Below are 25,504 nucleotides of genomic sequence, written 5' to 3'. Positions count from 1 at the left end.
TGAAATGCGAAATTTCTTACTAAAAACTATAATATTATCTTGTTTAATTCCAAGTACACTTTTAGCTAATTCATCAATTGATCAACCGATCGAAATTCCAATTGAACAAAAAAGTATTATTGATCCTAAAGCCCAATATGATCTTGCTTTAAAATATGACAGTTTCCTTGCAACAGATGATGAAAAGAGAATGGCTTTCTATTGGTATGAGAAAGCAGCAATACAGGGCTACCAACCCGCAGCATTTAATCTCGCTTATTTTTACGAAAATGGTATTAGTACCTCAAAAGATCTTGAACAAGCATTATATTGGTATCAACGATCATTCCCTTTAGATAATAATAAACAAAAAAATCAGCAAAAGAACACGCATTATGACTTTTTGGATTATTATTTAGCTGCCGCTAATCATGATTATAGCTATGCTCAATATCGACTTGCAGTCATTTATGAGGATGGCAATAGTTATCAAGATGCTGATCCTAAACAAGCATTATATTGGTATGAAAAAGCAGCCCAATTAAATGACAGTTTAGCGATGAATAATCTTGGTTATATCTATGAAGTCGGAAAAATGGTTAAAAAAGATTATGCAAAATCATTAATGTGGTATCAAAAAGCTGCCGATTTAGGTAATAGTATTGCTCAATCCAACCTAGGATTAATGTACCAATACGGAAGAGGATGCAAAATAGATTATCAAGAAGCAATTAATTGGTATGAAAAGTCAGCAAAACAAGGTTACACACGAGCAATGAACTTTTTAGCAGAGCTTTACCAAGAAGGTTCTTCAATACCACAAGATAATGATAAAGCAATATATTGGTACACAAAAGGTGCTGAACTTAATGATGCATTAAGTCAATTAAATTTAGGTTATATTTATCAATATGGAAAGGGTGTTGAAGCCGATAATAAAAAAGCCTTTTATTGGTATGAAAAGGCAGCTAAATCAGGTAATTCAAATGCAATGGCTAATATCGGATACTTTTACGACGTAGGGTTAGACATAGAGCAAGACTATTCTGAAGCATTTTATTGGTACCAACAAGCAGCCCAACGAGATCATCGAGTAGCGCAAAATAATTTAGCAATACTTTATGAAAATGGAGATGGTGTAGAAAGAAATCCTAATAAAGCCTTGCAATGGTATCGCCTATCTGCAGAACAAAATTATCGAAATGCACAATATAGATTGGGTTACTTTTACCAGTATGGTTATGCTGGATTAGCCCAAGATTATCAAAAAGCTTATTATTATTATGATAAATCAGCCCAACAGGGTTACGACTTTGCCCAAAATAACTTAGGAAATTTATATAATAATGGGCATGGTGTTAAAAAGGATTTACGTTTAGCATTCTATTGGTATCAAAAAGCTGCCGAACAAGGAAATTCAGCAGCACAATATAATCTAGCATATGCTTACCAATATGGTCGAGGAACGAATAAGAATATTAATCTCGCGTTAAAATGGTATCAAAATTCAGCAGAAAATGGGGATGAAGATGCTATCTATTCGGTTGGTCAGATGTACCAAAAAGAATTTAAGAGTTCCCGAAAAGCTATTGAATGGTACAAGACTAAAGCCAAAGAGGGATTTAGCGTTGCGGCAAATAGTTTAGGCGTAATTTATCAAGAAAAGGAGAACTATCCTAGTGCTTTCCATTGGTATAAATATGCTGCCGAAAAAAACTACGCCAAAGCACAATATAATTTAGCTAATCTACTCTATTATATCAAACCTAAAAAAGATTCATTGTTAGAAGCCTACGCCTGGGCTGTGCTAGCAGAATCTAATGATGAAACTGATGCAACTGAACTATTAAAATTAATCTCGAACAGTCTTTCAAAAAAAGAGAAAGAAGAAGCAAAATTGTTAGCGATCAAATATCAAGAAACCTATAGTAGCAAATAAAACACTTAACATTTATTTTTATACTAGTACAATACAATAATATTGTACTAGTATAGAGATACTTATAATGAATTTTTTCCTTAAAAGATTATTAACTTCCTGCTGTATCCTCACATATTTAATCTCTTTATGTGTTTATGCCGACATGACAAAACATGTTTCAATTACAGCAATTGTTGAACATCCTTCGTTAGATCAAATAAGAGATGGTGTTAAAGATGAACTCAGTGCACAAGGTTATCAACTTGGAAAGGATCTCATCATTCAATATCAAAGTGCTCAAGGGAGCAGTGCCAATGCGGCACAAATCGCAAAGCAATTTGTCGCTAATAAACCTGATGTAATTGTCGCTATTGCTACACCAAGCGCTCAAGCAATGGCTGCATCAACTAAAAAAATTCCATTAGTTTTTGCCGGAATTACCGATCCGATTGCAGCAAAACTAATTAAAGATTGGCAGCCAACGGGTACTAATATTACAGGTGTATCTGATTATCAAGAAATTGAACCACAGATCGCTTTTATGAAGAAAATCGTACCAAATCTAACATCCGTAGGTTATATATATAGCCCAGGTGAAATTAACTCTACAATCATTTTAAAACAATTAAAAACGTTATTATCAAAACAAGGAATTAAGGTCATTGCTGTACCAGCACAACGAACAGCAGACATTCCAACCGCTGCTAAAACGCTAAAAGGAAAAGTGGATCTAATATATACAACAACTGATAATAATGTTGTATCAGCTTATGAATCATTAGTGAAAGTAGCTAATAGCAATAAGATTCCACTATTAGCTTCATTTCCTGATGCGATCGAACGGGGTGCGACCGCAGCATATGGTATGAGTTACTATGATGTTGGTCGTCAAACAGGTAAATTAGTCGTTCGCATATTAAAGGGTGAAAATGTTGGTAATATTACACCAGAAATAGGTAAAGAGTTACGATTAGTTATCAACCTTGAGGCAGCCAAGCGTCAAGGCATTAAAATTGATCCTAGTGTCATTGATTCTGCTTTTAAGGTCTTAGATGAAAAATAAGAGCTTTTCTTAAATTACATAAAACAAAAAAAGTTAAATTGATGTAAGTTAAATTAATTTGCATCAATTTTTTTCCTTAATTTAGTCATTTTTAATTGAAATTAATCTATCTTCCTTTCATAAATCGTAGAGTGTTATTGAGTTAACGATTAAATGTCCAAAGTTTATCTTTTTTATGATATGTAAATAAAATGTTACAGTTACTATATTTTCAATGCTAGATAAACATTCAAAAATATACTATAGTACACACTATTCTATTAGTTTTGTATTTATAACTTTACAGGAACTTAAAATGAGCCATTTAAAGATAAAATTGCTATCCATAGTGGGGCTGGCTTTTAGTTTAATTGTATTACCTATGTATGGTTTGGCAGCCGAAAAATCGGTTAAATACGTAGCAATAACAGCCATAGTTCAACATCCTGCTTTAGATAATGTTAAAAAAGGGGTGGAAGATGAATTAAAAGCAAATGGTTACATTGAAGGCGATAATTTAAAATTACAATATCAAAGTGCTCAAGGTAGTAGTGCTAATGCTGCGCAAATCGCAAAACAATTTGCAGCAAGTAAACCCGATGCCATTGTTGCTATCGCAACGCCTAGTGCACAAGCTCTAGCAGCTGCAACCAAAACCATTCCTGTAATATTTACCGCGGTAACTGACCCTGTTGCGGCTAAATTAACACCGAGTTGGCAACCATCTCATAGCAATATTACTGGCGTTTCGGATGCACTATCGCTTGAGACACAATTAGATACGATATTAAAAATCATACCTAACGCTAAATCAATTGGCTATGTTTATTCACCAAGTGAAGTTAATTCTACTATTATTCTTAAACAACTTCAGCAGCTACTAGCATCCCGAGATATGAAAATTATTGCAGTACCGGCTCAGCGTACCTCTGATATTCCAACAGCAGCACGAAGTTTGAAAGGTAAGGTCGATTTAATTTATACAACCACTGATAATAATGTAATCTCAGCTTATGAATCATTAGTGAAAGTTGCTAATAGTAGCAAAATACCTCTTATCGCATCAGATCCTGATTCTGCTGAACGCGGTGCCATCGCTGCATTAGGTATGAGTTATTATGACTTAGGTCGTCAAGCAGGTAAAATTGTGATTCGTATCTTAAATGGTGAAAAAGCCGGTGATATTGCGCCTCAAGTGGGCGAAGTAACGCAATTAGTTATCAACACTAAAGCAGCAGAAAAACAAGGTGTAACACTTTCTGACGAAATGTTACAAATGGCTGCTAAAATTATCAATTAATCATTTAGTTTTACAGCTTAGCAATAAGCAGTATTTGTTAGGATATATAACTCATGTCATTTGATCTTCTTCTCGGTTCCTTAGAGATAGGCTTAATTTACGCTATTGTTAGTCTCGGGGTATTTATCTCGTTTCGTTTATTAGATTTCCCTGATCTTACCGCGGACGCTAGCTTCCCCTTAGGTGGGGCAATATGTGGATTATGTCTATATTTAGGAGTAAATCCATGGCTAGCGACATTATTTGGTACACTTGGTGGTTGTGTAGCTGGAATGATAACAGGTTGGCTATATGTACGCCTTAACATATTACAATTACTTTCCAGTATTATTGTGATGATTGGGCTTTACTCAATTAATTTAAGGATTTTAGGTTTAGGTCAATATCTTAATAATGAGTTAGACAGTTGGACTGGTTCACCCAATTTATCATTGCTTGATGCTAATACTATTTTTAGTCCTTTTTTAGACGAAAATGCAACTAATCAATATTTAGTTCAACCATTATTAGTATTTGTATTTGTTCTTGCTTGTTGGTATTTATTGAATGCCTTTCTAAATACACAAAAAGGATTGGCACTAAGAGCAACCGGTACCAACCAACGTATGGCAAAAGCACAAGGCATACCTACCGGTCATATGATAATTTTAGGTATGGCTATTTCTAATGGCTTAATTGCTTTAGGTGGATGTTTATTCATTCAAACTCAAGGAAGTGCTGATATTACTATTGGCGTAGGTACAATTGTTATTGGTTTAGCTTCTATCATCATTGGTGAAAGCATTTTCTCTGCAAAACGAATGTGGGCAATCACTTTATCAGTGATATTTGGCTCAATTCTATATCGGCTATTTATTGCAATTGCCTTAGAGAATGAATTATTAAGATATATCGGTATTGGCACTGAAGATTTAAATCTGATCACTGCCATCTTAGTAGTATTAGCGTTGGTTTTACCAAAGCAATTTAAAAAATGGAAAAGTCAAAGAGGTAAAGCTGCATGATAAAAGTCGAAGAACTGCAACTCACTTTTAATGCTAACACTCCTATCGAGAATCATGTATTACGTGGACTAAATCTAAACATAAAAGAAGGTGAATTTGTTACAGTTATAGGTAGTAATGGTGCTGGTAAAAGTACGTTACTCAATGTAATTAGCGGTGATCTTATTGCCGATTCAGGTTACGTTATTATTAATAATTTGGATGTCAGTCATTTTCCCGCTTGGCGTCGAGCTGGTTTAGTTGCACGAGTTTTTCAAGATCCTATGATTGGGACTTGTGGTAACTTGACTATTCAAGAGAATATGGCGCTTGCTTATAATCGTGGTAAAGAGAGCCTTTTAAAACCAGCTTTAAATCGTCATATGTCTGAAATATTTAAAGAGAAATTAAAAATTTTGGATCTAGGTTTAGAACATCGCCTCAACGATATGATGGGATTATTATCAGGTGGCCAACGGCAAGCGGTTAGTTTATTAATGTCAACTTTACAGCCATCCAAGATTTTACTTCTTGATGAACATACGGCAGCATTAGACCCCAAAACGGCTCAATTTGTTTTAGAATTAACGAATCAAATCGTTAAAGAAAATAAATTGACGACTATGATGGTGACTCACTCAATGAAACAAGCATTACAATACGGAACCCGTACGGTGATGCTGCATCAAGGTAGAGTTGTACTTGATGTATCCGGTGAAGAACGAGAGAAATTAACAGTCAATGATCTACTTGCGATGTTTGAGAAAAATCGTGGTGAAGAAGTTACTGATGATGCATTATTGTTAGGTTAATTCAGTATTAGTTATCAATTTACCGTGATGAATGTCACGGTAATATCACAAACAGTATTTTATTATTAATTAAGTAATAAAATCAATTCAATCAAATATATCTATATCCCTAGTTAATAACCATATATAACTGATAATTAAAGTCATAAAACTATATTATTAGTGCCATCATAATGATGAATAGCATTAGTTCAGAGAAAATATATTATTAATTCAATGATTCTATGTGATGTGTTAACTATCATAAAGGTAAATTCAAATAGTTAATTCTAAAATAATACTTTTGGAATGGTTTTTACGTAAAAGCTAACTTATTAATAAACCGTAATAAGTTAGCTCGTAGTAAATTTAATCGATAAAATTATTTTTTTAGGATATATTCTTTTTCATATTGACGTGCTTTTTTATCGTCAAACATATCTTCCCAGCGAGCAATAACAATTGCAGCAAGCGCATTACCAACGACGTTAACAACTGTTCGTCCCATATCTAAAATACGCTCAACGCCCATAATATATCCTATTCCTTCTAAAGGAATACCAACACTACCAAGTGTTGCAGAAAGAACCAAAATAGATGCTCCCGGTACACCTGCTATTCCTTTAGATGCAATCATCAATGTAATAACAATGACAATCTGTTGGAATATTGATAAATCAATTTGGAATATTTGGGCTAGGAAAATCACCACAATACTTTGATAAAGCGTAGAGCCATCAAGGTTAAACGAGTAACCTGTTGGAATGACAAAACTTGTGATTGATTTTGGCGCGCCATAAGCTTCCATTTTTTCCATTATTTTCGGTAAAGCTGTTTCTGAACTTGCAGTTGAAAAAGCAATAATGAGTTCTTCTTTTAATATTTTTAATATGGTAAAAATATTGAACCCACAAATCTTACACACTATACCCAATACGACAATAGTAAAGATAATCATCGCTATATAAACTAACGCCACTAACTTTAACAATGGTAAGAGTGATGTGAAACCATACTTAGCAATAGTTACTGTCATTAATGCAAATACCCCAATTGGTGCATAACGCATAATCATATTGGTAACTTTAAACATGGTATCAGAAATGACTTTCAAGAAATCAAGGAATGGTTGGCGTTGTTTATCTGGCAAATTCATTAAACCTAAGCCAAAAAAGACACAGAAGAAGATAACAGGTAGGATCTCACCATTAGTCATTGCTTTGAATATATTAGAAGGAATCATATCTAATATCATTACGATAAGACCATGCGGTTTCTCGCTCATTTCAGCGCTTCTAGCAATATATTGAGATACATCTGCGCTTTGTAACTGTGATAAATTTACTCCATCAGCTGGGTTAAATAAATTACCAAATAGTAATCCTAATAAAATCGCAATAGTCGTAATTATTTCAAAATAGAGAATAGTTTTAAATCCGAGTGTACCTAGTTGTTTAGATCCACCTAATCCAGCAATACCTAAAGTTAAGGTACTTAAAATAATAGGTAATACAATCATTTTTATTAATTTAATGAAAATATCACCGGCTGGTTGGAAGATATTTACAAGGCAAAATTTGTAATAGGAATTTAATGTATGGCTAGTGTCAGAAATTTCGTACAAAAATGAACCTACTATTATTCCCAAAATTAAGGCAAATAATATTTGCCAAGCTAAACTTTTACAAAACCTACTTACTATTGATGACATATAAATTCCTTTCCCTATAATTATTTAAAAAAGATTAGTCGGGACTAATCTTTTAATACACGGTAAAAAGATGATTAAGAAAGTTCCTCATCATTTATCATATCGTTGTCTTCTTCTGCTTCTGCTACACGCTCAAGCCCAACGACCTTTTCATTATCCGCAGTACGTATCAGCGTGACACCTTGTGTGTTTCTACCCACAATACTAACTTCACTAACACGTGTTCTAACCAGTGTTCCGGCATCAGTAATCAACATGATTTGATCACTTTCTTCAACTTGAACAGCACCAACAACTTGTCCGTTACGCTCACTGACTTTAATGGATATAACACCTTTAGTAGCTCTTGATTTGGTTGGGTAAGATGCTTGTTCTGTTCGTTTACCATAACCATTTTGCGTAGCGGTTAAAATTGCGCCATTACCACGTGGTACAATTAGCGATACGACTTTATCGCCATTTTCGAGTTTGATTCCACGCACACCGGCTGCAGTTCGTCCCATCGTTCTAACTTTATTAGCCGGGAATCGAACAACTTTACCATTAGCAGAGAATAGCATGATATCTTCCGTATTAGAGATCTCATTAGTATTTTCTTCTTCAAGATCGACCTCATCCACTACAGCATCATCAACGATATCTTCTTCATCATCTATCAACGCAGAAGACTCATTGAGTGTTAAATCAACACCAATTAATTCATCATCATCACGAAGATTAATAGCGATAATACCACCACTACGAGGACGACTAAATTCAATAAGTGATGTTTTCTTAACTGTACCTTGTGAGGTTGCCATAAATACACAGTGCTCATCATCGAATTCTCTTACCGGTAGAATAGCGGTAATTCGTTCATTCGCTTCTAATGGTAGTAGGTTGATGATTGGTCGACCTCTCGCGCCACGGCTAGCTTCTGGTAATTGATAAACCTTCATCCAATATAATCGACCACGGCTTGAGAAACATAGAATCGTATCATGCGTATTTGCTACTAATAATTTCTCAATGAAATCTTCTTCTTTGATTTTAGTTGCTGATTTACCTTTACCACCTCGGCGTTGAGCTTCGTAATCTGATAGAGGTTGATATTTGACATAACCTTGATGAGATAAAGTAACAACTACATCTTCTTGAGCAATTAAATCCTCAATATTAATGTCCGCACTACTTGCTGTAATTTCAGTTCTTCTTGCATCTTGGAATTGTGCTTTCACATTTTCCAATTCCTCACGAATGACTTCCATTAAACGTTGTGGACTTGCTAAGATACGTAATAATTCAGAGATTTGACCAAGTAATTGTTTATATTCATCAAGAATTTTCTCATGTTCAAGTCCTGTTAAACGGTGCAGACGTAGCTCTAAAATCGCCTGCGCCTGAGCATCAGATAAATAATAATAACCGTCACGAATGCCATACTCTGGTGCTAAATTTTCCGGGCGAGCAGCATCATTACCTGCTTTTTCAAGCATCGCTTGGACATTACCTAGTTGCCATGGTTTTTCTAATAATTTAATTTTGGCTTCTGCAGGAGTTTTGGCGGCTCTGATTAATTCAATCACAGGATCAATATTAGCTAAAGCGATAGCTAAACCTTCTAATACATGAGCTCGTTCACGCGCTTTACGTAATTCAAAAATAGTACGACGCGTTACCACTTCACGACGATGAAGCACAAAGGCTTCTATCATATCTCGTAAATTAAGTAACTTAGGTTGCCCTTTATGTAAAGCAACCATATTGATACCAAAGGTCACTTGTAATTGAGTTAAAGCATAAAGGTTATTAAGAACAACTTCACCAACAGCATCGCGTTTAACTTCAATAACAATACGCATACCGTCTTTGTCGGATTCATCACGTAAAGCCGAAATACCTTCTATTTTTTTATCCTTAACTAATTCAGCTATTTTCTCAATTAACTTAGCTTTATTTACTTGATAAGGAATTTCGTGCACGATGATAGTTTCACGTCCTGTTTTATCATCTACTTGCACTTCTGCTTTTGAACGGATATAAATCTTGCCACGTCCAGTTTTATAGGCTTCTTCAATACCTTTACGACCATTTATAATAGCCGCAGTAGGAAAATCCGGTCCAGGTATATGTTCCATTAAGCCATCAACCGTGATGTTTTCATCTTCAATGAATGCTAAACATCCGTTTATAACCTCTGCTAAATTATGCGGTGGAATATTGGTTGCCATACCAACAGCAATACCAGAAGAACCATTCACCAAAAGAGCTGGTATTTTGGTTGGTAACACGGCGGGTATTTGTTCTGTTCCATCATAATTAGGAACGAAATCTACTGTTTCCTTGTCTAGATCAGCCAATAGTTCATGAGCGATCTTAGCCATTCTAATTTCGGTATAACGCATCGCTGCTGCCGAGTCACCATCAACAGAACCGAAATTCCCTTGACCATCGACCAACATATAACGCAACGAGAAAGGTTGTGCCATACGAACAATTGTATCATATACAGCGGTATCACCATGCGGATGATATTTACCGATAACATCACCTACAACTCTCGCAGACTTTTTGTAAGCTTTATTCCAGTCATTACCTAACACGTTCATAGCGAAAAGTACGCGACGGTGCACTGGTTTAAGCCCATCTCGTACATCAGGCAACGCTCGACCAACAATTACTGACATCGCATAATCAAGGTAAGATGTTTTTAATTCTTCTTCTATATTAACAGGAGTAATTTCTCTGGCGAGTTCTGTTGTTGATACTTCGGTCATAAAACCACTTTCTCTCTTGATAAAATTAAACAAAAATAATATAGAATTATATCATAAATTTAACCAATTATGCAGTTACTAAGTGAAATAAAATCAGTTCGAAATAGGGGTTAACTTGCTCATTTATACAAGAAAATAATGTATTTTTAATGAAATTAAATATTGAATAATTAACAACATAATACATTTGCATAAATACAACTTATTATTAATATTCTGTTATTTAAAATAACAATTGTTAACTTTTAAATTCGTTTTCTAAAAAATAAAAAAGCCATCTATATTCATAGATGGCGCTTTAGCAGTAATTTCTTGATTTAAACTGAATAACTATTTTTTATCTTTATGCTTATTAATAAAATCGCCAAATAACTCTTTGATTTTTTGTTTATTATCACCTGAGTTATCATCTCTCGCATCACCGTTATCATTATTTTGTGTTGCATTTTTGAGACGATCCTTAAACTTACCAAGTTCATTTTGTAATTTATCACTTAGTAAAGCATTGATCAGTTGTTCCGGCTTAATTTGATAATGTAATTCATTAAAATTACCATAAATACGTAATGGAATTGTAACGTTTTGTAATTTTTGAATAGTTTTACTATCTTGATTCCAACCACTAAGAATTTTAGCCTCTAACATTATATCTAAATCACGCTTAGCTAAGCCAACTCGTCCATTACCATCAAGATCTAACGTAGCCGATGATGCTTTAAGCGAAGAAATATTCATATCGCCATTGCTAAGATTAGCATAAGCACTTACTTCATTTAATTCAGTGTATTTTTGATAATCTTCGGTTGTTATGGCTTTTTTGTAATAGCTAGCGATTGCACTTTGCACGATCTGTTGGATATTCAGATTATCAAGTCTGGCATTATTCACAACTATATCTAAATTACCCGTTAGAGAAGTAATAATTTTCTCCGGATTAATCGTATCAGCAGTAATATTTCCATTGGCGTTGAACTGACCTTTAAAGTCATTCACAATCTCCAATTGACGAAATAAACTACCTAAATCAATATTCGCAATTTTAGTCGCCAATTTGATTGATGCTGTTGGAAGTTTACCATTGGCAATACCATTAGCATTAATATGTCCATTAGCTACATCAAGATCAACATTATTAATATTTGCCACACCATTTTTATTTTGCGCATTAATTACAAAATTATTTAAAGCCAACTTGTTAATGACTATTTCTTTAATTTTATAAACAAAATTAGCATCGAAACTGTTTAAAAATGCCAGTTCATTACCTTTAGTCCGAGCACTGGAAACAACAGGTTGTTTTTGAGTGGCTTGGCGAGAGTTATTTTTATCATTACTGGAATTACTTGATGATAAGAAAGAAGTTAGATCTATTTTATCTGATGCAAATGAGCCTTCAATATTTGGTTTTTTATCAAGATTTGCTTTTATTTTACCGGTTATTTTATTGTCATTAACTGTCAAAACGAAATTATCGCTACTTAAAATCATCGGTGATTTTTGATAATCAAATTTTGCACTTATTTGCCCTTTTAGTTGCTGTGCAGGAACACCAACACCTTTATAGACATAATCCAATTTATGTAAATCTAATTTAGCGTTATCCGGGAAATGGGTCAAATCAACATTAGCATTTAATGAATATATAAAATCTTGTTGATCACGATTAACACTACCACTTAAATCTAATGCAACATTTTTATCGCCATTTTGTTCAATCTTAATATTGATATCTCTAAAATTGATGAAATCTTTACCTTGTTGATAAACAACGGTACTATCTGCTATTTCGAGTTTATTTAATGTAAATGACCACTTAGATTTTGCATTCTGATTTTGTTCAGTTTTATTTTGGTTAACTGTCGTAGTTGGTTTGCTTTTTTTGGCAACTTGACCTTTACTTTCATCAGAAATATTAATAATTGCTGATTTTACCAGTACATTTTTAACTGCAAGTTGTTTAGAGAATAAAGGGAATAATTCAACATCAAGACGCATATTATCAGCCGTTAATAATGGTTTTTTTGCCCCTTCATCTTCAAGTTTAACGGAATCTGTAAGTATGCTGATCTGTGGCCATATATGCCAACGTAAATCACCATCAATGGTTAATTCATAACCTGTTTTATCTTTTACAGTTTCAGAGATGAATCCTTTAAAATGATTCGGATTAACAAAAACCACTAAAGCTATAATACCTGCAACAGCAAGAATTATTAAGATTAATAACGTCAACAATATCTTTTTGATCATATCCACACCCTCTTTCTCTTACTTAATCTTTGTCTATTCGACTGGCAACCGCACCTTGTTGACCTTTATATTTAGCATCTCGACGACGGTTATATGGTCTTGCTGCTGGACCTGTTAAGATTTCAAAACTTAGCGCACCAATCGTCATTCCGGGTCTTAAAGCTAAAGGTAATTTACCCGAATTATAAAATTCTAATACGATTTGCCCTTCCCAACCGGGATCTATTCGATGAGCCGTTACATGCACCATTAAACCAAGACGTGCAAGTGATGAGCGACCATCTAACCAACCTACTAAGGTATCAGGAATTGATACAGATTCTAAGGTCACAGCTAATGCCAACTCACCGGGATGTAAATAAAAAGCCTCTCCATCCGCTAGAATTATTTCTTCACCCATGACACGTTCAAGTGCTAATGAGACGTCCTCTTTAGGACCGCTCAAATCAATGAAAGGTGCAGTATGTTCTCGGAAAGTTCGGAATTGATTCCCCAATCTAACATCAACCGTTGCACCATTAATACTATTAGGTTGTGGTTCCGGGCTAATTTTCAGCGTTCCTTCAGCTAAATATGCTTCGATATCACGATCACATAATCTCATTTGCTTTACTCCAAGCAATAGTTTCTATAATTCTTTGTATTCTAACAGGTGATTGCTTGTTTGATAAATAGATTCTGAGCTTAGTATTTAAAATGCTTTCCTAAGTATTAAGTTTGATTTTGAGTTAATTATTTTAATAAATTCAATTGATCGCTATGATAAATTCATCACTTTTTATTAGTTATACATCTTTATTGATGAAAAGTACATATATTTCAATGTGTTACTTGAACAATTAAACCGTTTAGGTTTTTAATCATTAAGACTTATAAATGACATCATTACTCAATATTAAGTAAACTAGTTATTGCTATTAGGTAGGACAATTCATTTAAAAAATGTTAATATTCTAAGCCGATTAAGGAAGGAATAAGTGTCATGGTAGCTTGGGTATATTTAATTATTGCAGGTATTTTTGAAGTGATTTGGGTTATTTGCTTGAAATATAGTGAAGGTTTTACTCGTTTGATTCCAAGCATTATTACACTAATTACTATGTCTTGTAGTTTTTTATTACTCTCACAAGCCATGAAAAATTTACCGATGGGTACCGCTTATGCTGTATGGACTAGTATCGGCACGTTAGGTGCAACCGCATTAGGTATTCTGATATTCAATGAATCTATTAACCCAATCCGCCTGATCTGCTTGATTTTAATTGTAATCGGTATTATCGGGTTGAAATTAACTTCATAATAAAAGTAATAACTTGATGAGCAGTTATTAGAATTTATAACGATTGGCTGAATCAAATATAAATCAATTAGCGCAAAAATTAACATATTGAAAATTCAAATAATAGTGAATATTAAGTTAAAAATCAGCACGTTAATATGATGTTTGATTGTATGTTGGTTTAGGTTGCACTATAGTGATTGATTGATAAATTAATTTCTTTTCCAAGCATTTTTGTCATGAATCCTATTTATATAACCATTGGTATGTTGACCTTAAGTAATATGTTTATGACTTTTGCTTGGTACGGTCATTTGAAATATTTAAATAATAAAACTTGGATTGTAGCAGCATTAGTTAGTTGGGGTATCGCATTATTTGAGTACCTATTACAAGTACCCGCTAACCGCATTGGTTATGAAGTGGCAACTGCTGGGCAGTTAAAAATCATCCAAGAAGTCTTAAGTTTGAGCATTTTTATCCCTTTCTCACTTCTTATATTAAAAGAACCATTTAAAATGGATTATATTTGGGCAGGGCTATGCTTGTTAGGGGCTGTATTTTTTATGTTTAGAGACAAGATTTTTAATTAATTACTGAGCTTTTCTCAAATTGAATAATGAGCAATAGCATTGGTTTAAATTACAATGCTATGGCATGAGAAAAATTTGATTATATCGTTCGAATTGAAATATCGGGAAGGATGACTTTCCCTTGAAAATAAAGGGCTGAAGCAATTCGATCAGCAACTTGACGATATAAATTAGCAAATTCACTATCCGGCTGTTTAATAACCGTTGGTTGTCCTTGATCTAAGTCTTGTCGTAATGATCGGTGTAAAGGGATTTGACCCAGCAATGAAGTATGATACTGTTGGGCTAATTCTTGAGCACCATTTTCTCCAAAAATTGTCTCGTGATGACCACAATTCTCACAAATGTGATAACTCATGTTTTCAATAATACCCAGTGTAGGAATATTAACTTTATTAAACATCGCGATCCCTTTTTGTGCATCAATTAATGCAATATCTTGTGGTGTTGTAACAATCACACTGGCTGTTACTGGTATGCTTTGGGCTAAAGTAAGTTGGATATCACCTGTACCGGGTGGCATATCAATGACTAAGTAATCTAGTTCAGGCCATAAAGTATCATTAAGCATTTGTAATAGAGCTTTACTTGCCATTGGTCCACGCCATACCATAGCATTACCTTGTTCAACTAAATAACCGATTGAATTCGTAGCTAAACCATATGCCATAATAGGTGTCATGTGCTGATTATCTGGTGTGAGAGGATGCTGATCGACTGTCCCTAACATTGTAGGTATGGAAGGACCATAGATATCAGCATCAAGTAAACCAACTTTTGCCCCTTCTTGTTGTAAAGCTAGCGCCAAGTTGACCGCTGTGGAAGATTTACCCACACCCCCTTTTCCTGAACTGATTGCAATTATATTTTTGACATTTTTTATTGCTTGCTGTTCATTAGCCCGTTTTAATGTTGCAATGTCATAATTAATAGACCAACGAATTGCTTTAGCATGAGTCTGTTTTAGGATTTTGTCGGTCGTTTCTTGTTGTAACACATCAAATGCAGTCTGCCATGGAAAAGGCATTACTAATTTAATAATTAATTCATTTTCTTCCCAACTACATTTTTTTATAGCATTAAGTTCAAGCAAATTCTTAGCTAATGTGGGATGGGTAAATTCAGATAAGATTGATTTAATGGGAGAAATATCGATAACAGACATAGTAACTAACCTGATAATCAAACTATTTATGATTTTATTAGTGCAAATTATGGCACAAATCTAGCGATAATCCTATGTTTGTTGTAGTATTTACAGATTATTTGCTCAAATATCTCTTGCAGGAATATTGAGCGGAGCATAATATCAATATCCTTAATATATAATCCTGAAGCAACAAAAAATCAAAAGGTATCAAAGATGACTGACAAACGTAGAATTCTGGTAACGTGTGCCCTGCCTTATGCAAATGGCTCAATTCATTTAGGTCATATGCTTGAGCATATTCAAGCCGACGTATGGGTTCGTTATCAACGCATGCGTGGTCATGAAATCTATTTTATTTGTGCTGATGATGCACATGGCACACCAATTATGCTTAAAGCGGAACAATTAGGTATTACGCCTGAGCAGTTAATTGATCAAGTTAAGCATGAACACCTCCATGATTTTACAGGTTTTAATATTAGTTTTGATAATTATCATTCAACACATAGTCCTGAAAACCGTGAACTATCTGAACTGATTTATGATCGGTTAAAAAATAATGGTTACATTAGAACTAAGGTCATTTCACAACTGTATGATCCTGAAAAACAGATGTTTTTACCTGACCGTTTTGTTAAAGGTACCTGCCCTAAATGTAAATCGCCTGATCAATATGGTGATAACTGCGAGGTATGTAGTGCAACTTATAGTCCAATTGATTTAATTAATCCTAAATCTGTTATTTCTGGTGCGACACCAATTATAAAAGATTCCGAGCATTATTTCTTCGATTTGCCAGAGTTTAAAGCTATGTTGCAAGATTGGATTCGTTCTGGTTCTTTACAAGCACAAGTTGCTAATAAAATGCAAGAATGGTTTGAATCAGGTTTACAACCTTGGGACATTAGTCGTGATGCACCCTATTTTGGTTTTGAAATTCCTGATGCTCCAGGTAAGTACTTTTATGTTTGGTTGGATGCACCAATTGGCTATATGGGATCTTTTAAAAATTATTGCGATCGAACGCCTCATGTTTCTTTTAATGATTTTTGGCAAAAAGACTCCACCACTGAATTGTATCACTTTATCGGCAAAGACATTGTTTATTTCCATAGTTTATTTTGGCCTGCAATGCTTGAAGGTAGCCAATATCGTAAGCCTAGCAATATATTTGTTCATGGTTATGTTACTGTTGATGGCGCGAAAATGTCCAAATCAAGAGGTACATTCATTCAAGCGAATACTTATCTAAAATATCTCGACCCTGATTGCTTACGCTACTATTATGCGGCTAAATCATCAGCAGCAATTGATGATATCGATCTTAATCTTGAAGATTTTGTACAACGCGTTAATAGTGATATAGTCAATAAAGTCGTAAACATAGCTTCACGTTGTGCCGGTTTCATCAATAAGCGTTTCGATGGTAAATTATCTCAAACTGTTTTAGACCAAGACTTGTATGATCTATTTTGTCAAAAAAGCGTTATTATTGGTGAATATTTTGAAGCAAGAGAATTAGGTAAAGCCATACGAGAAATTATGGCCTTGGCCGATGAAGCAAATCGTTTTATTGACGAAAAAGCGCCTTGGATTGTAGCTAAGCAAGAAGGCCAAGATCAGTTATTACAAGATATCTGTTCTTTGGGAATTAATTTCTTCCGTATTCTTATGACTTACCTTACACCAGTAATCCCGGCGTTAAGTCAACGCAGCGAATCTTTCTTAAACACAACCTTAGAATGGGATACTATTGGTCAACCATTAATAAATCATAGTATTAATAAATTTAAAGCATTATTTACTCGTATTGAAATGACGAATATTGAACAAATGATTGATGAAACTAAATCACTATTAAATACCCCGACTCAACCAGCTAGTACTATTGAGCAACAACCTATTGCAGAAACAATCAATTTTGATGATTTTGCCAAAATTGATTTGCGTGTTGCATTAATCAAAGAAGCTAATTTGGTCGAAGGTTCTGATAAATTATTACAACTAACACTAGACTTAGGTGGTGAGGTTCGTAATGTATTTTCTGGAATTCGTAGTGCCTATCCAGATCCAAAACAACTTGAAGGAAAATTAACTGTTATGGTTGCCAATCTTGCACCACGTAAAATGCGGTTTGGTATATCACAAGGAATGGTACTATGTGCTAGCGGTAAACAAGATGATGATGGTTTATATCTATTATCTCCTGATTGTGGTGCTAAACCTGGTATGAAAATTAGCTAATTAAATTAGATTACACTAACTAAACATATAGCTTTTAAAAGGGAATCATGCAAGATTCCCTTTTCTTATATAATTATGGAATTAGCAGTTAATTATTTTTAGGGTGTAATTAACCATACTCGACCATAGTGATTATAGTAACCAGCCAGATTTCCCGCTTGTTCACCTATGCCTTGATACATATCTAGGTGTTGTCTTCTAATCGCACCACCAATATCCAAAGCAATCATTAATCTTAATTCTCTCTGTCCACGATATACTCCTTTGTCATCCAATAAAGGGGTATCCACAAGTAATACAGAACCTGCCGGCACAATTGTTTGATCTGATGCAACCGATGCTTGCGCAATTAATGGAACTCCAGTAGAACCACTCACCAATGCATTACCTTGTGGTTCAAAAAAAACAGCTGAGGCATTTTTGATCAATAAATTCTTAACAACTTGTTCATCTTGTTTCTCTGCCCAAGCCTTGATAGCCTGAATTGATATTTTGTGACGATCGATTTCACCTTGTTCAATTAATAACCGACCAATACTTTTATAGGGATGCCCATTTTTACCATTATAGCTAAAGAAAATGGGTGGAAAGCCATCCTCAAAATCAATATATCCACTACCTTGTACTTCCATAATGAAATTATCTATTAATGAATCGGTATAAGCTATTTCAAGTTTTTGCCCATCCAATGCCCCTTCATATATTTCTAATCGAGAAGGTAATTGTTTCGAAAAATTGATGGGTTTTGCATATAAAGGATAATGGTATTGAGCTTGAGGCTTACGACGCGCTTTCATAATTGGTGTATAATATCCTGTTAAAAGGACATTGCCCCATTTATCTTGGCCCTGTAATTGATAACTGTTCAATCCGACCAAATTAAGTTGATTTGTTGTTAAGCCTCTTATAATCCATTGATTAATTCCATCATAGATTACTTTGTTTTTTTGAAATAGTTGAGGTGAATACTGTTCAATGAGCTTAACCTGTTCTAAATAACTATCAATATTAACCGGTCTACCTAATTGAGGGTAAGTTAAATTATATAATTTAGATAATTTACCATCGGTATATTGCTGCCCTTGTTGGGTTGGTTGATAGTGACATGCTGATAATAATACAATGAAGAATATGTATTTCACCGCCAGTTTATTTATATTGTTTAATGTCTTTCCTATCCCCATTAACACCTCACTGTCTCGCCTAAATAATTGATAACCTTATAATACAATTCATAATATTATATTTTTGAATATACCCTTAAAAATTTTAATAATATCTTAGAAAAACATTGAAATAGAGATTTATTATCTTTAATATTTCAAGGCTGTTAATCAATGAAACCATTAACTAAGGAAAAAAGATACCATGAATTCCATTAATAATACTGGGTCTTCACAAGAAAAGAAACTTAAACGCAATCTATCTAATCGCCATATACAATTGATTGCAATTAGTGGTGCTATCGGAACAGGGTTATTTATGGGATCAGGCAAAACGATTAGTTTAGCAGGTCCATCTATTATTTTTGTCTATATGATTATTGGATTTATCCTATTCTTTGTGATGCGAGCAATGGGTGAGATCTTATTATCTAATTTAAATTACAAATCGTTTAGTGATTTCGCAGCAGATTTGTTAGGGCCATGGGCTGGCTTTTTTACAGGTTGGACTTATTGGTTTTGTTGGGTGATTACTGGAATCGCTGATGTTGTAGCGATTGCTGGATATGCACAGCATTGGTTTCCAACTTTAGAGGCATGGATACCAATGTTGATCTGTATTTTTGTCCTGTTATCACTTAATCTACTGACGGTAAAAATGTTTGGTGAAACTGAATTTTGGTTTTCGATGATAAAAATCATCGCAATTTTAGCATTAATTGTTGTGGGTATTATTTTATTACTGACATCCTATCATTCTGAACAAACCAATACATCCGCAGCTTTGAGCAATCTTTGGCAATATGGCGGTCTTTTCCCTAATGGCATGATGGGATTCTTTGCTGGTTTCCAGATTGCAATTTTCGCCTTTGTCGGTATTGAGTTAGTTGGCACCACAGCTGCAGAAACTCAAGACCCAACTAAAAATCTGCCTCGTGCGATCAATTCTGTCCCATTACGCATTATTTTCTTTTATGTGTTTGCATTAATTATTATCATGACAGTTACACCTTGGGTTTTTATTTCAGCAAATAAAAGCCCGTTTGTTGAATTGTTTACATTAATTGGATTACCTGCTGCTGCCAGTTTGATCAATTTTGTTGTTCTTACATCTGCCGCATCTTCAGCAAATAGTGGTATCTACTCTACAAGTCGTATGCTATTTGGATTGGCCCGAAAAAATGATGCACCTTCAATTTTTGGACGGCTTTCAAGGCGATTTGTACCCGCAAATGGATTAATGTTCTCTTGCCTCTGCTTATTGAGTGGGGTTGTTTTAATTTACTTAGTCCCTGATGTTATGACAGCTTTTACGATTGTAACGACAATATCCGCCATTTTATTTATGTTTATATGGTCAATAATTTTATTATCTTATATCCAATATCGTAAAAAACGTCAGCAACTTCATCAACAATCATTATTTAAAATGCCAGGTGGCATTATGATGTGTTTTATCTGCTTAGCTTTCTTTGCATTTGTTATTGTTTTATTAACTTTCGAGAACGATACTCGACAAGCACTATTAGCAACGCCAATCTGGTTTTTAATTTTAGCGATAAGTTATGGCATTCATAGAGCAATTGGTAAGACAAAACAAACAAATTAATCCTTTATCGGTACAGTTGCCTATTTATCTCAATGTACTCTTTACAAACACATAACCGCCATAGTTTGGCGGTTTTGTTTTTTATATTTATCTTTTTGTAACGCACTTTCATGGCTTATGTTATGATAAATTAATTGACTATAAAAACTAATTGACTTGTTAAATACATTATGGCCTATACATTAACTTTTAACGATTTACCCGAAAATATTAAAAATTGGCAAGCACTGCCATTATCATTAAATGGCTGTGAAATCATGCCATTAGATTACAATGCTGGCAAAACTGGGTGGATTATTTATGGTCGTAAGTTAAATAAGACTCTTGTTTCTAAGTTTCAAAATAAACTAGCTATGCCAATTGTTATTGTGTCTTCATGGCAGGTCAAAAATTACCAAGTTATACGTATTGCTGGCGTCATGCCGAAAAAAGCACAAACTATTGCTAATGAATTAGGTATTGATGTGGCAAGTATTAATCATCTACCCTCTCTTCGATCTGAAGGTTTGTTAGTAATGGATATGGATTCAACCGCTATAAAGATAGAGTGTATTGATGAAATTGCCAAGCAGCATGGTTCAGGTGATTTAGTCTCCAAAATCACAGAACAAGCAATGCGAGGTGAAATAGATTTTGCTACTAGCTTAAGAAAACGTGTCGCAACATTAAAAGGTGCCGATGTGGCGATATTAGAATCCATTAAAAACAAATTGCCATTAACATCTGGATTGACATTTTTAATCAAAGAGTTGCATAAACGAAATTGGAAGATCGCAATTGTGTCTGGTGGATTTACCTATTTTGCAGAACATTTAAAAAGCAAATTAAAATTGGCAGAAGTCTATGCAAATGAATTGGTAATTAATAATCAACAGAAACTAACGGGTAAAGTAAAAGGTCAGATTGTTGATGCAAGATTCAAAGCAAAGATGCTACAAAATCTAGCTCAACAATTCAATATACCAATAGAACAGACTGTGGCTATTGGAGACGGTGCTAATGATTTAATGATGATTCGTATAGCAGGATTAGGTGTTGCTTATCATGGCAAACCTAAAGTAATCCAAAAAGCTAAGAATAGTATTAATTATGCTGATCTAACAGGATTGATGTGTATTTTATCAGCCAGTATTGATAGTCAAGGTTAGATAATGATGTTATGAAATTAATAATATGTATTGTTAACTTAAATCAGCGTTATTTATAAATTAAGTTTAGGAGTATAAATTTGGCAAAGGCTGTAAAACGCGCTTATGTCTGTAATGAATGTGGTGCTGATTACTTACGCTGGCAAGGTCAATGTAGTGAATGCCACGCTTGGAATACAATTACCGAAATTAGACTTGCTGCGGCAAATGCACGCACTAATGACCGATTTAGCGGTTATGCTGGTGGTGTTGGTCAGAGCAAAATACAAAAATTAGTCGAGATAAGTTTAGAAGAGTTACCCCGCTTTTCAACTGGTTTTTCAGAATTTGATCGCGTACTTGGTGGCGGTGTTGTCCCCGGTAGCGCAATATTAATCGGGGGTAATCCCGGAGCTGGCAAAAGTACATTATTATTACAAACGATGTGTCGCCTTTCTAGTAGTATGAAAACATTGTATGTTACGGGTGAAGAGTCTTTGCAACAAGTTGCAATGCGTGCTCATCGTTTGGGTTTACCTACCGATAATATAAATATGCTTTCCGAAACAAGCATAGAGCAAATTTGTTTGTTAGCTGAACAAGAACAACCTCGGCTTATGGTAATTGATTCAATTCAAGTTATGCATATGGCTGATATTCAATCCTCACCAGGAAGTGTCGCCCAAGTTCGTGAAACGGCTGCATACTTAACACGTTTTGCAAAAACCAAAGGAATTGCAATTATCATGGTAGGGCATGTTACAAAGGACGGTTCACTGGCTGGACCAAAAGTACTTGAGCACTGTATTGATTGTTCAATATTACTGGATGGTGATTCTGATTCACGTTTTAGAACTTTACGTAGTCATAAAAACCGCTTTGGTGCAGTAAATGAACTCGGTGTGTTTGCCATGACTGAACAAGGCTTAAAAGAAGTAAGTAATCCATCAGCTATTTTTCTTACGCGAGGGGAAGAAATGTCCTCTGGTAGCTCGGTTATGGTAATTTGGGAAGGTACTCGTCCTTTACTCGTCGAAATACAAGCATTAGTCGATCAGTCTCATTTTGGAAACCCAAGGCGTGTAACTGTTGGATTAGAGCAAAATCGATTAGCATTATTACTGGCTGTTTTACATCGTCATGGTGGCTTACATATGGCAGATCAAGATGTCTTTGTGAATGTCGTCGGTGGCGTTAAAGTAAACGAAACTAGTGCCGATTTAGCTTTAGTTGCAGCTCTAGTTTCTAGTTTACGTAACCGCCCATTACCACAAGACTTAGTTATTTTTGGAGAGATAGGCTTAGGTGGAGAAATTCGTCCTGTACCTAGTGGACAAGAACGAATTGCCGAAGCAGCTAAACACGGTTTCAAACGTGCGATTGTACCAATAAGTAACATGCCTAAAAAAACATCTGATAATTTAAAGGTATATGGTGTTAAAAAGTTGTCCGAAGCATTAGATATCTTAGCCAATTTAGACTAAATTATTAGTAAAAAATTATCATTCTATATTGGCAAGTTTATGCGTTTGAATACTCAACTGCCATTTATTATTTTGTCTTCCTTGATTGAGTTTTCCTAATAATTCTAATGTTGGCAATAATGCCATTTGGCCATTTTGTTCACAAGGCGAAAGATAATACCGTTTTGCTTCTATGCGTTGTTCCATTGCCAAGCAAAATTCAGCGATATCTTTTGCTTCTTCAACAACAATTCGCACTTCATCGGCTTTGATTAAAGGTGCATCATGATAACGTCGCCAATAATGGTATTTAGGACTTACCGCAATATAATCAATTTCCGAATAAACTGATTTTAAACCATTAGTTTCGATGGCAACATAATATCCTAACTGTTTTAAGCGTGTGACAAGTTCAGGTAAATATTTTTGTAATGTCGGTTCCCCGCCAGTAATGATAATATTTTTTGCCGAGTAAGTGAGTACTCGCGTTAGTATCGCTGTTAAAGATAATTTTTGAAAATTATCAAAGTTAGTATCACACCAAGGGCATCGTAAATTACAACCGCCAAAACGTATAAAGATTGCTGGCATGCCCGTATTATATCCTTCTCCTTGTAGCGACTGAAATATTTCTACTATCGGAAAATTTGGCATATTATCACTCACTATATTGGCAATAAGAAGTTGGCGTTTCCCATAACGTTACCGATGAAATCGGTAGATATTGCTTGAGAACGTTAAATATAAATTTACTCATACCTTCTGCCGTTGTTCGGCAAGGAAAAGCAAAGGTTTTCCGTTGCATTTTTTGCAATAGGTCAGCAATTTGGCTTTCATTATTATTATGCTGATTATATAGGAATGCATGATCTAGTTTATCAATCACGTGTTGTTTAACAGTTTGTTTTATATCAGCGAAATCCATTACCATATCAGCACTGCTACCCTGTTCAATGAGGTTAGCTGATATTTCGATAATTAAACGATAAGTATGTCCATGTAAATTATGACATTTACCATTGTGTCCATCCAACATATGACAAGCGTCAAATTGAAATTCTTTAGCAATTTTATACATAATAAGCTCGGATTTATAATTAGATTACATTATAGAAATAAAATAATTTTTATTAACAATGGGGATTAATCAGTATGCAATGAGGTGAATTAAAATATTTGATAAGTAAGATCTGTAACATCAATAACTCCTAGTTTTTTTACGTGGGATGGATTACGAACCACGATATCAATAAAATTATAACGATAAAATAGTAAAAGATTGTTTTACATGTGATCATTTAAATAACAAAGGGGATAATAAAACAAAATCTGTTTAAATTCAAATAACTTATTTTATCAAGTTGTATTTATCAATAATTTAATTAGTAAAACTGATAATGCCATGTCTAAACATCATTAAATCGATTCATTATTGTAAATTATATGCTTCCCCAACATGTTGCTGATTGAATTCAATGAGTGCCAAATTCATTGAATTAGAGATATACTAAACACATTATTTCACTATTGATAGGAACAATTATGTCAAAGCAAATAAGCTATTCTTCATTAAATAATGAATTGAAATCCTCACAAATAGGTGTTAATGCCTCTGAATTACATGGATTGCTTACTGGAATTATTGCGGGTGGAATACAAGATAAAAGCTGGCAAGTATTACTTAATGATATGCTAAATAATGGGCAATCACTTGCAGGTGAATTATCAACATCAATTGAACATGTTTATGAACAAATCAAAGAACAACTAGCTGATGATAATTTTGAATTTCAGCTATTGCTCCGCGATGAAGGACTTTTTGAACAAATTGATGATATGGTTGATTGGATTAATCACTTTTTATTGGGTCTAGGATTAGCACAGCCACAATTAATGAAAGTTAAAGGTGATGTGGGAGAAGCAATTTATGATCTGCGTCAAATTATCCAATTAGGCTACGATAGAGATGATGATCAAGAAGAGTTAGCATTCGCTTTTGAAGAAATTCTAGAATATGTCCGTATGACTGTCATTTTATGTTATGACGAATTTACTGATCATTATTCATCAAAAGTTCTTCATTAATCACTAATGAATTCTTAAACCAATAAAGATAAATCAGGAAAATAAATAATTTAATAAT

At 34.2% G+C, this 25,504-nt stretch carries 20 protein-coding genes and 1 riboswitch; of the genes, 12 read left to right on the top strand and 8 right to left on the bottom strand.

The window, feature by feature from the left end; translation table 11 throughout:
* Nucleotides 1-4 precede the first annotated feature (4 nt).
* From FPB0191_RS01570 to FPB0191_RS01550, 5 genes are all read left to right on the top strand, one after another.
* Nucleotides 5-1,918, top strand: a complete 1,914-nt coding sequence (locus FPB0191_RS01570) for an SEL1-like repeat protein (protein WP_052236679.1) — start codon at nt 5-7, stop codon at nt 1,916-1,918.
* A 67-nt stretch (nt 1,919-1,985) separates the two neighbouring features.
* On the top strand, nt 1,986-2,963 hold the full coding sequence (locus FPB0191_RS01565) for an ABC transporter substrate-binding protein (RefSeq protein ID WP_039103510.1): 978 nt from the start codon (nt 1,986-1,988) through the stop codon (nt 2,961-2,963).
* Between the two features lie 295 nt (nt 2,964-3,258).
* Entirely contained in the window at nt 3,259-4,242 is a 984-nt protein-coding gene (locus tag FPB0191_RS01560) for an ABC transporter substrate-binding protein (protein ID WP_039103508.1), read from the top strand.
* A 53-nt stretch (nt 4,243-4,295) separates the two neighbouring features.
* Complete coding sequence (locus FPB0191_RS01555; protein ID WP_039103507.1) at nt 4,296-5,246, top strand: ABC transporter permease; 951 nt, start codon at nt 4,296-4,298, stop codon at nt 5,244-5,246.
* Entirely contained in the window at nt 5,243-6,037 is a 795-nt protein-coding gene (locus tag FPB0191_RS01550; protein ID WP_039103505.1) for an ABC transporter ATP-binding protein, read from the top strand. Before FPB0191_RS01555 ends, FPB0191_RS01550 begins: the two co-directional genes overlap by 4 nt.
* Before the next feature lie 361 nt (nt 6,038-6,398).
* Here FPB0191_RS01550 and gltP read toward each other — a convergent pair whose 3' ends face one another.
* The 4 genes from gltP to dcd form a co-directional block, all read right to left on the bottom strand.
* Nucleotides 6,399-7,727, bottom strand: a complete 1,329-nt coding sequence (gene gltP, locus FPB0191_RS01545) for a glutamate/aspartate:proton symporter GltP (RefSeq protein WP_039103503.1) — start codon at nt 7,725-7,727, stop codon at nt 6,399-6,401.
* Nucleotides 7,728-7,801: 74 nt separating this feature from the next.
* Nucleotides 7,802-10,483: a DNA topoisomerase (ATP-hydrolyzing) subunit A gene (gene gyrA / locus FPB0191_RS01540; protein WP_052236678.1), complete on the bottom strand. Its 2,682-nt coding sequence runs from the start codon at nt 10,481-10,483 to the stop codon at nt 7,802-7,804.
* A gap of 330 nt (nt 10,484-10,813) precedes the next feature.
* Nucleotides 10,814-12,733, bottom strand: coding sequence for an outer membrane assembly protein AsmA (asmA, locus tag FPB0191_RS01535; RefSeq protein WP_039103502.1), 1,920 nt, complete (start codon nt 12,731-12,733; stop codon nt 10,814-10,816).
* 22 nt (nt 12,734-12,755) lie between these two features.
* Entirely contained in the window at nt 12,756-13,337 is a 582-nt protein-coding gene (dcd, locus tag FPB0191_RS01530) for a dCTP deaminase (RefSeq protein ID WP_039103500.1), read from the bottom strand.
* Nucleotides 13,338-13,715: 378 nt separating this feature from the next.
* On the opposite strand from dcd, the gene sugE reads away from it, so the two are divergent.
* The gene (gene sugE / locus FPB0191_RS01525) at nt 13,716-14,033 is read left to right on the top strand and encodes a quaternary ammonium compound efflux SMR transporter SugE (RefSeq protein ID WP_039103499.1); all 318 of its coding nucleotides are present in this window, start codon (nt 13,716-13,718) and stop codon (nt 14,031-14,033) included.
* 218 nt (nt 14,034-14,251) lie between these two features.
* The gene (locus FPB0191_RS01520) at nt 14,252-14,605 is read left to right on the top strand and encodes a DMT family protein (RefSeq protein WP_039103498.1); all 354 of its coding nucleotides are present in this window, start codon (nt 14,252-14,254) and stop codon (nt 14,603-14,605) included.
* A gap of 79 nt (nt 14,606-14,684) precedes the next feature.
* Here the strand turns inward: FPB0191_RS01520 and apbC are convergent, their stop codons facing one another.
* Nucleotides 14,685-15,770, bottom strand: coding sequence for an iron-sulfur cluster carrier protein ApbC (gene apbC / locus FPB0191_RS01515; RefSeq protein ID WP_039103496.1), 1,086 nt, complete (start codon nt 15,768-15,770; stop codon nt 14,685-14,687).
* Nucleotides 15,771-15,968: 198 nt separating this feature from the next.
* Between apbC and metG the strand changes: the two genes are divergently transcribed.
* Nucleotides 15,969-17,999, top strand: coding sequence for a methionine--tRNA ligase (metG, locus tag FPB0191_RS01510; RefSeq protein ID WP_039103494.1), 2,031 nt, complete (start codon nt 15,969-15,971; stop codon nt 17,997-17,999).
* A gap of 98 nt (nt 18,000-18,097) precedes the next feature.
* On the opposite strand, the gene mltA is transcribed toward metG, so the two are convergent.
* Complete coding sequence (gene mltA / locus FPB0191_RS01505; protein ID WP_052236677.1) at nt 18,098-19,183, bottom strand: murein transglycosylase A; 1,086 nt, start codon at nt 19,181-19,183, stop codon at nt 18,098-18,100.
* 184 nt (nt 19,184-19,367) lie between these two features.
* Between mltA and cycA the strand changes: the two genes are divergently transcribed.
* The 3 genes from cycA to radA all read left to right on the top strand — a co-directional run bounded on the left by cycA (nt 19,368) and on the right by radA (nt 23,382).
* Nucleotides 19,368-20,771: a D-serine/D-alanine/glycine transporter gene (cycA, locus tag FPB0191_RS01500; protein ID WP_039103492.1), complete on the top strand. Its 1,404-nt coding sequence runs from the start codon at nt 19,368-19,370 to the stop codon at nt 20,769-20,771.
* Between the two features lie 170 nt (nt 20,772-20,941).
* Nucleotides 20,942-21,919 carry a phosphoserine phosphatase gene (serB, locus tag FPB0191_RS01495; RefSeq protein ID WP_039103491.1) on the top strand — a complete coding sequence of 326 codons (978 nt, stop codon included), beginning with the start codon at nt 20,942-20,944 and terminating at the stop codon, nt 21,917-21,919.
* An 80-nt stretch (nt 21,920-21,999) separates the two neighbouring features.
* Nucleotides 22,000-23,382: a DNA repair protein RadA gene (gene radA / locus FPB0191_RS01490; RefSeq protein WP_039103489.1), complete on the top strand. Its 1,383-nt coding sequence runs from the start codon at nt 22,000-22,002 to the stop codon at nt 23,380-23,382.
* Nucleotides 23,383-23,400: 18 nt separating this feature from the next.
* On the opposite strand, the gene FPB0191_RS01485 is transcribed toward radA, so the two are convergent.
* Nucleotides 23,401-24,015 (bottom strand): 7-carboxy-7-deazaguanine synthase QueE, encoded by a 615-nt coding sequence (locus tag FPB0191_RS01485; protein WP_039103488.1) that lies wholly within the window; start codon nt 24,013-24,015, stop codon nt 23,401-23,403.
* Nucleotides 24,016-24,019: 4 nt separating this feature from the next.
* On the bottom strand, nt 24,020-24,439 hold the full coding sequence (gene queD / locus FPB0191_RS01480) for a 6-carboxytetrahydropterin synthase QueD (protein ID WP_039103486.1): 420 nt from the start codon (nt 24,437-24,439) through the stop codon (nt 24,020-24,022).
* Between the two features lie 124 nt (nt 24,440-24,563).
* A riboswitch (PreQ1 riboswitch) is annotated at nt 24,564-24,609 on the bottom strand.
* 294 nt (nt 24,610-24,903) lie between these two features.
* Here queD and FPB0191_RS01475 point away from each other — a divergent pair.
* A complete protein-coding gene (locus FPB0191_RS01475) occupies nt 24,904-25,446 on the top strand; it encodes a YecA/YgfB family protein (protein WP_039103484.1) in 543 nt (180 codons plus the stop codon).
* The last annotated feature ends 58 nt before the right edge of the window (nt 25,447-25,504 follow it).

This window comes from Frischella perrara, assembly GCF_000807275.1.
GTDB lineage: Bacteria > Pseudomonadota > Gammaproteobacteria > Enterobacterales > Orbaceae > Frischella > Frischella perrara.
The sequence above is the reverse complement of the archived record's forward strand: the minus strand, read 5'-3'. Positions and strand labels throughout refer to the sequence as shown.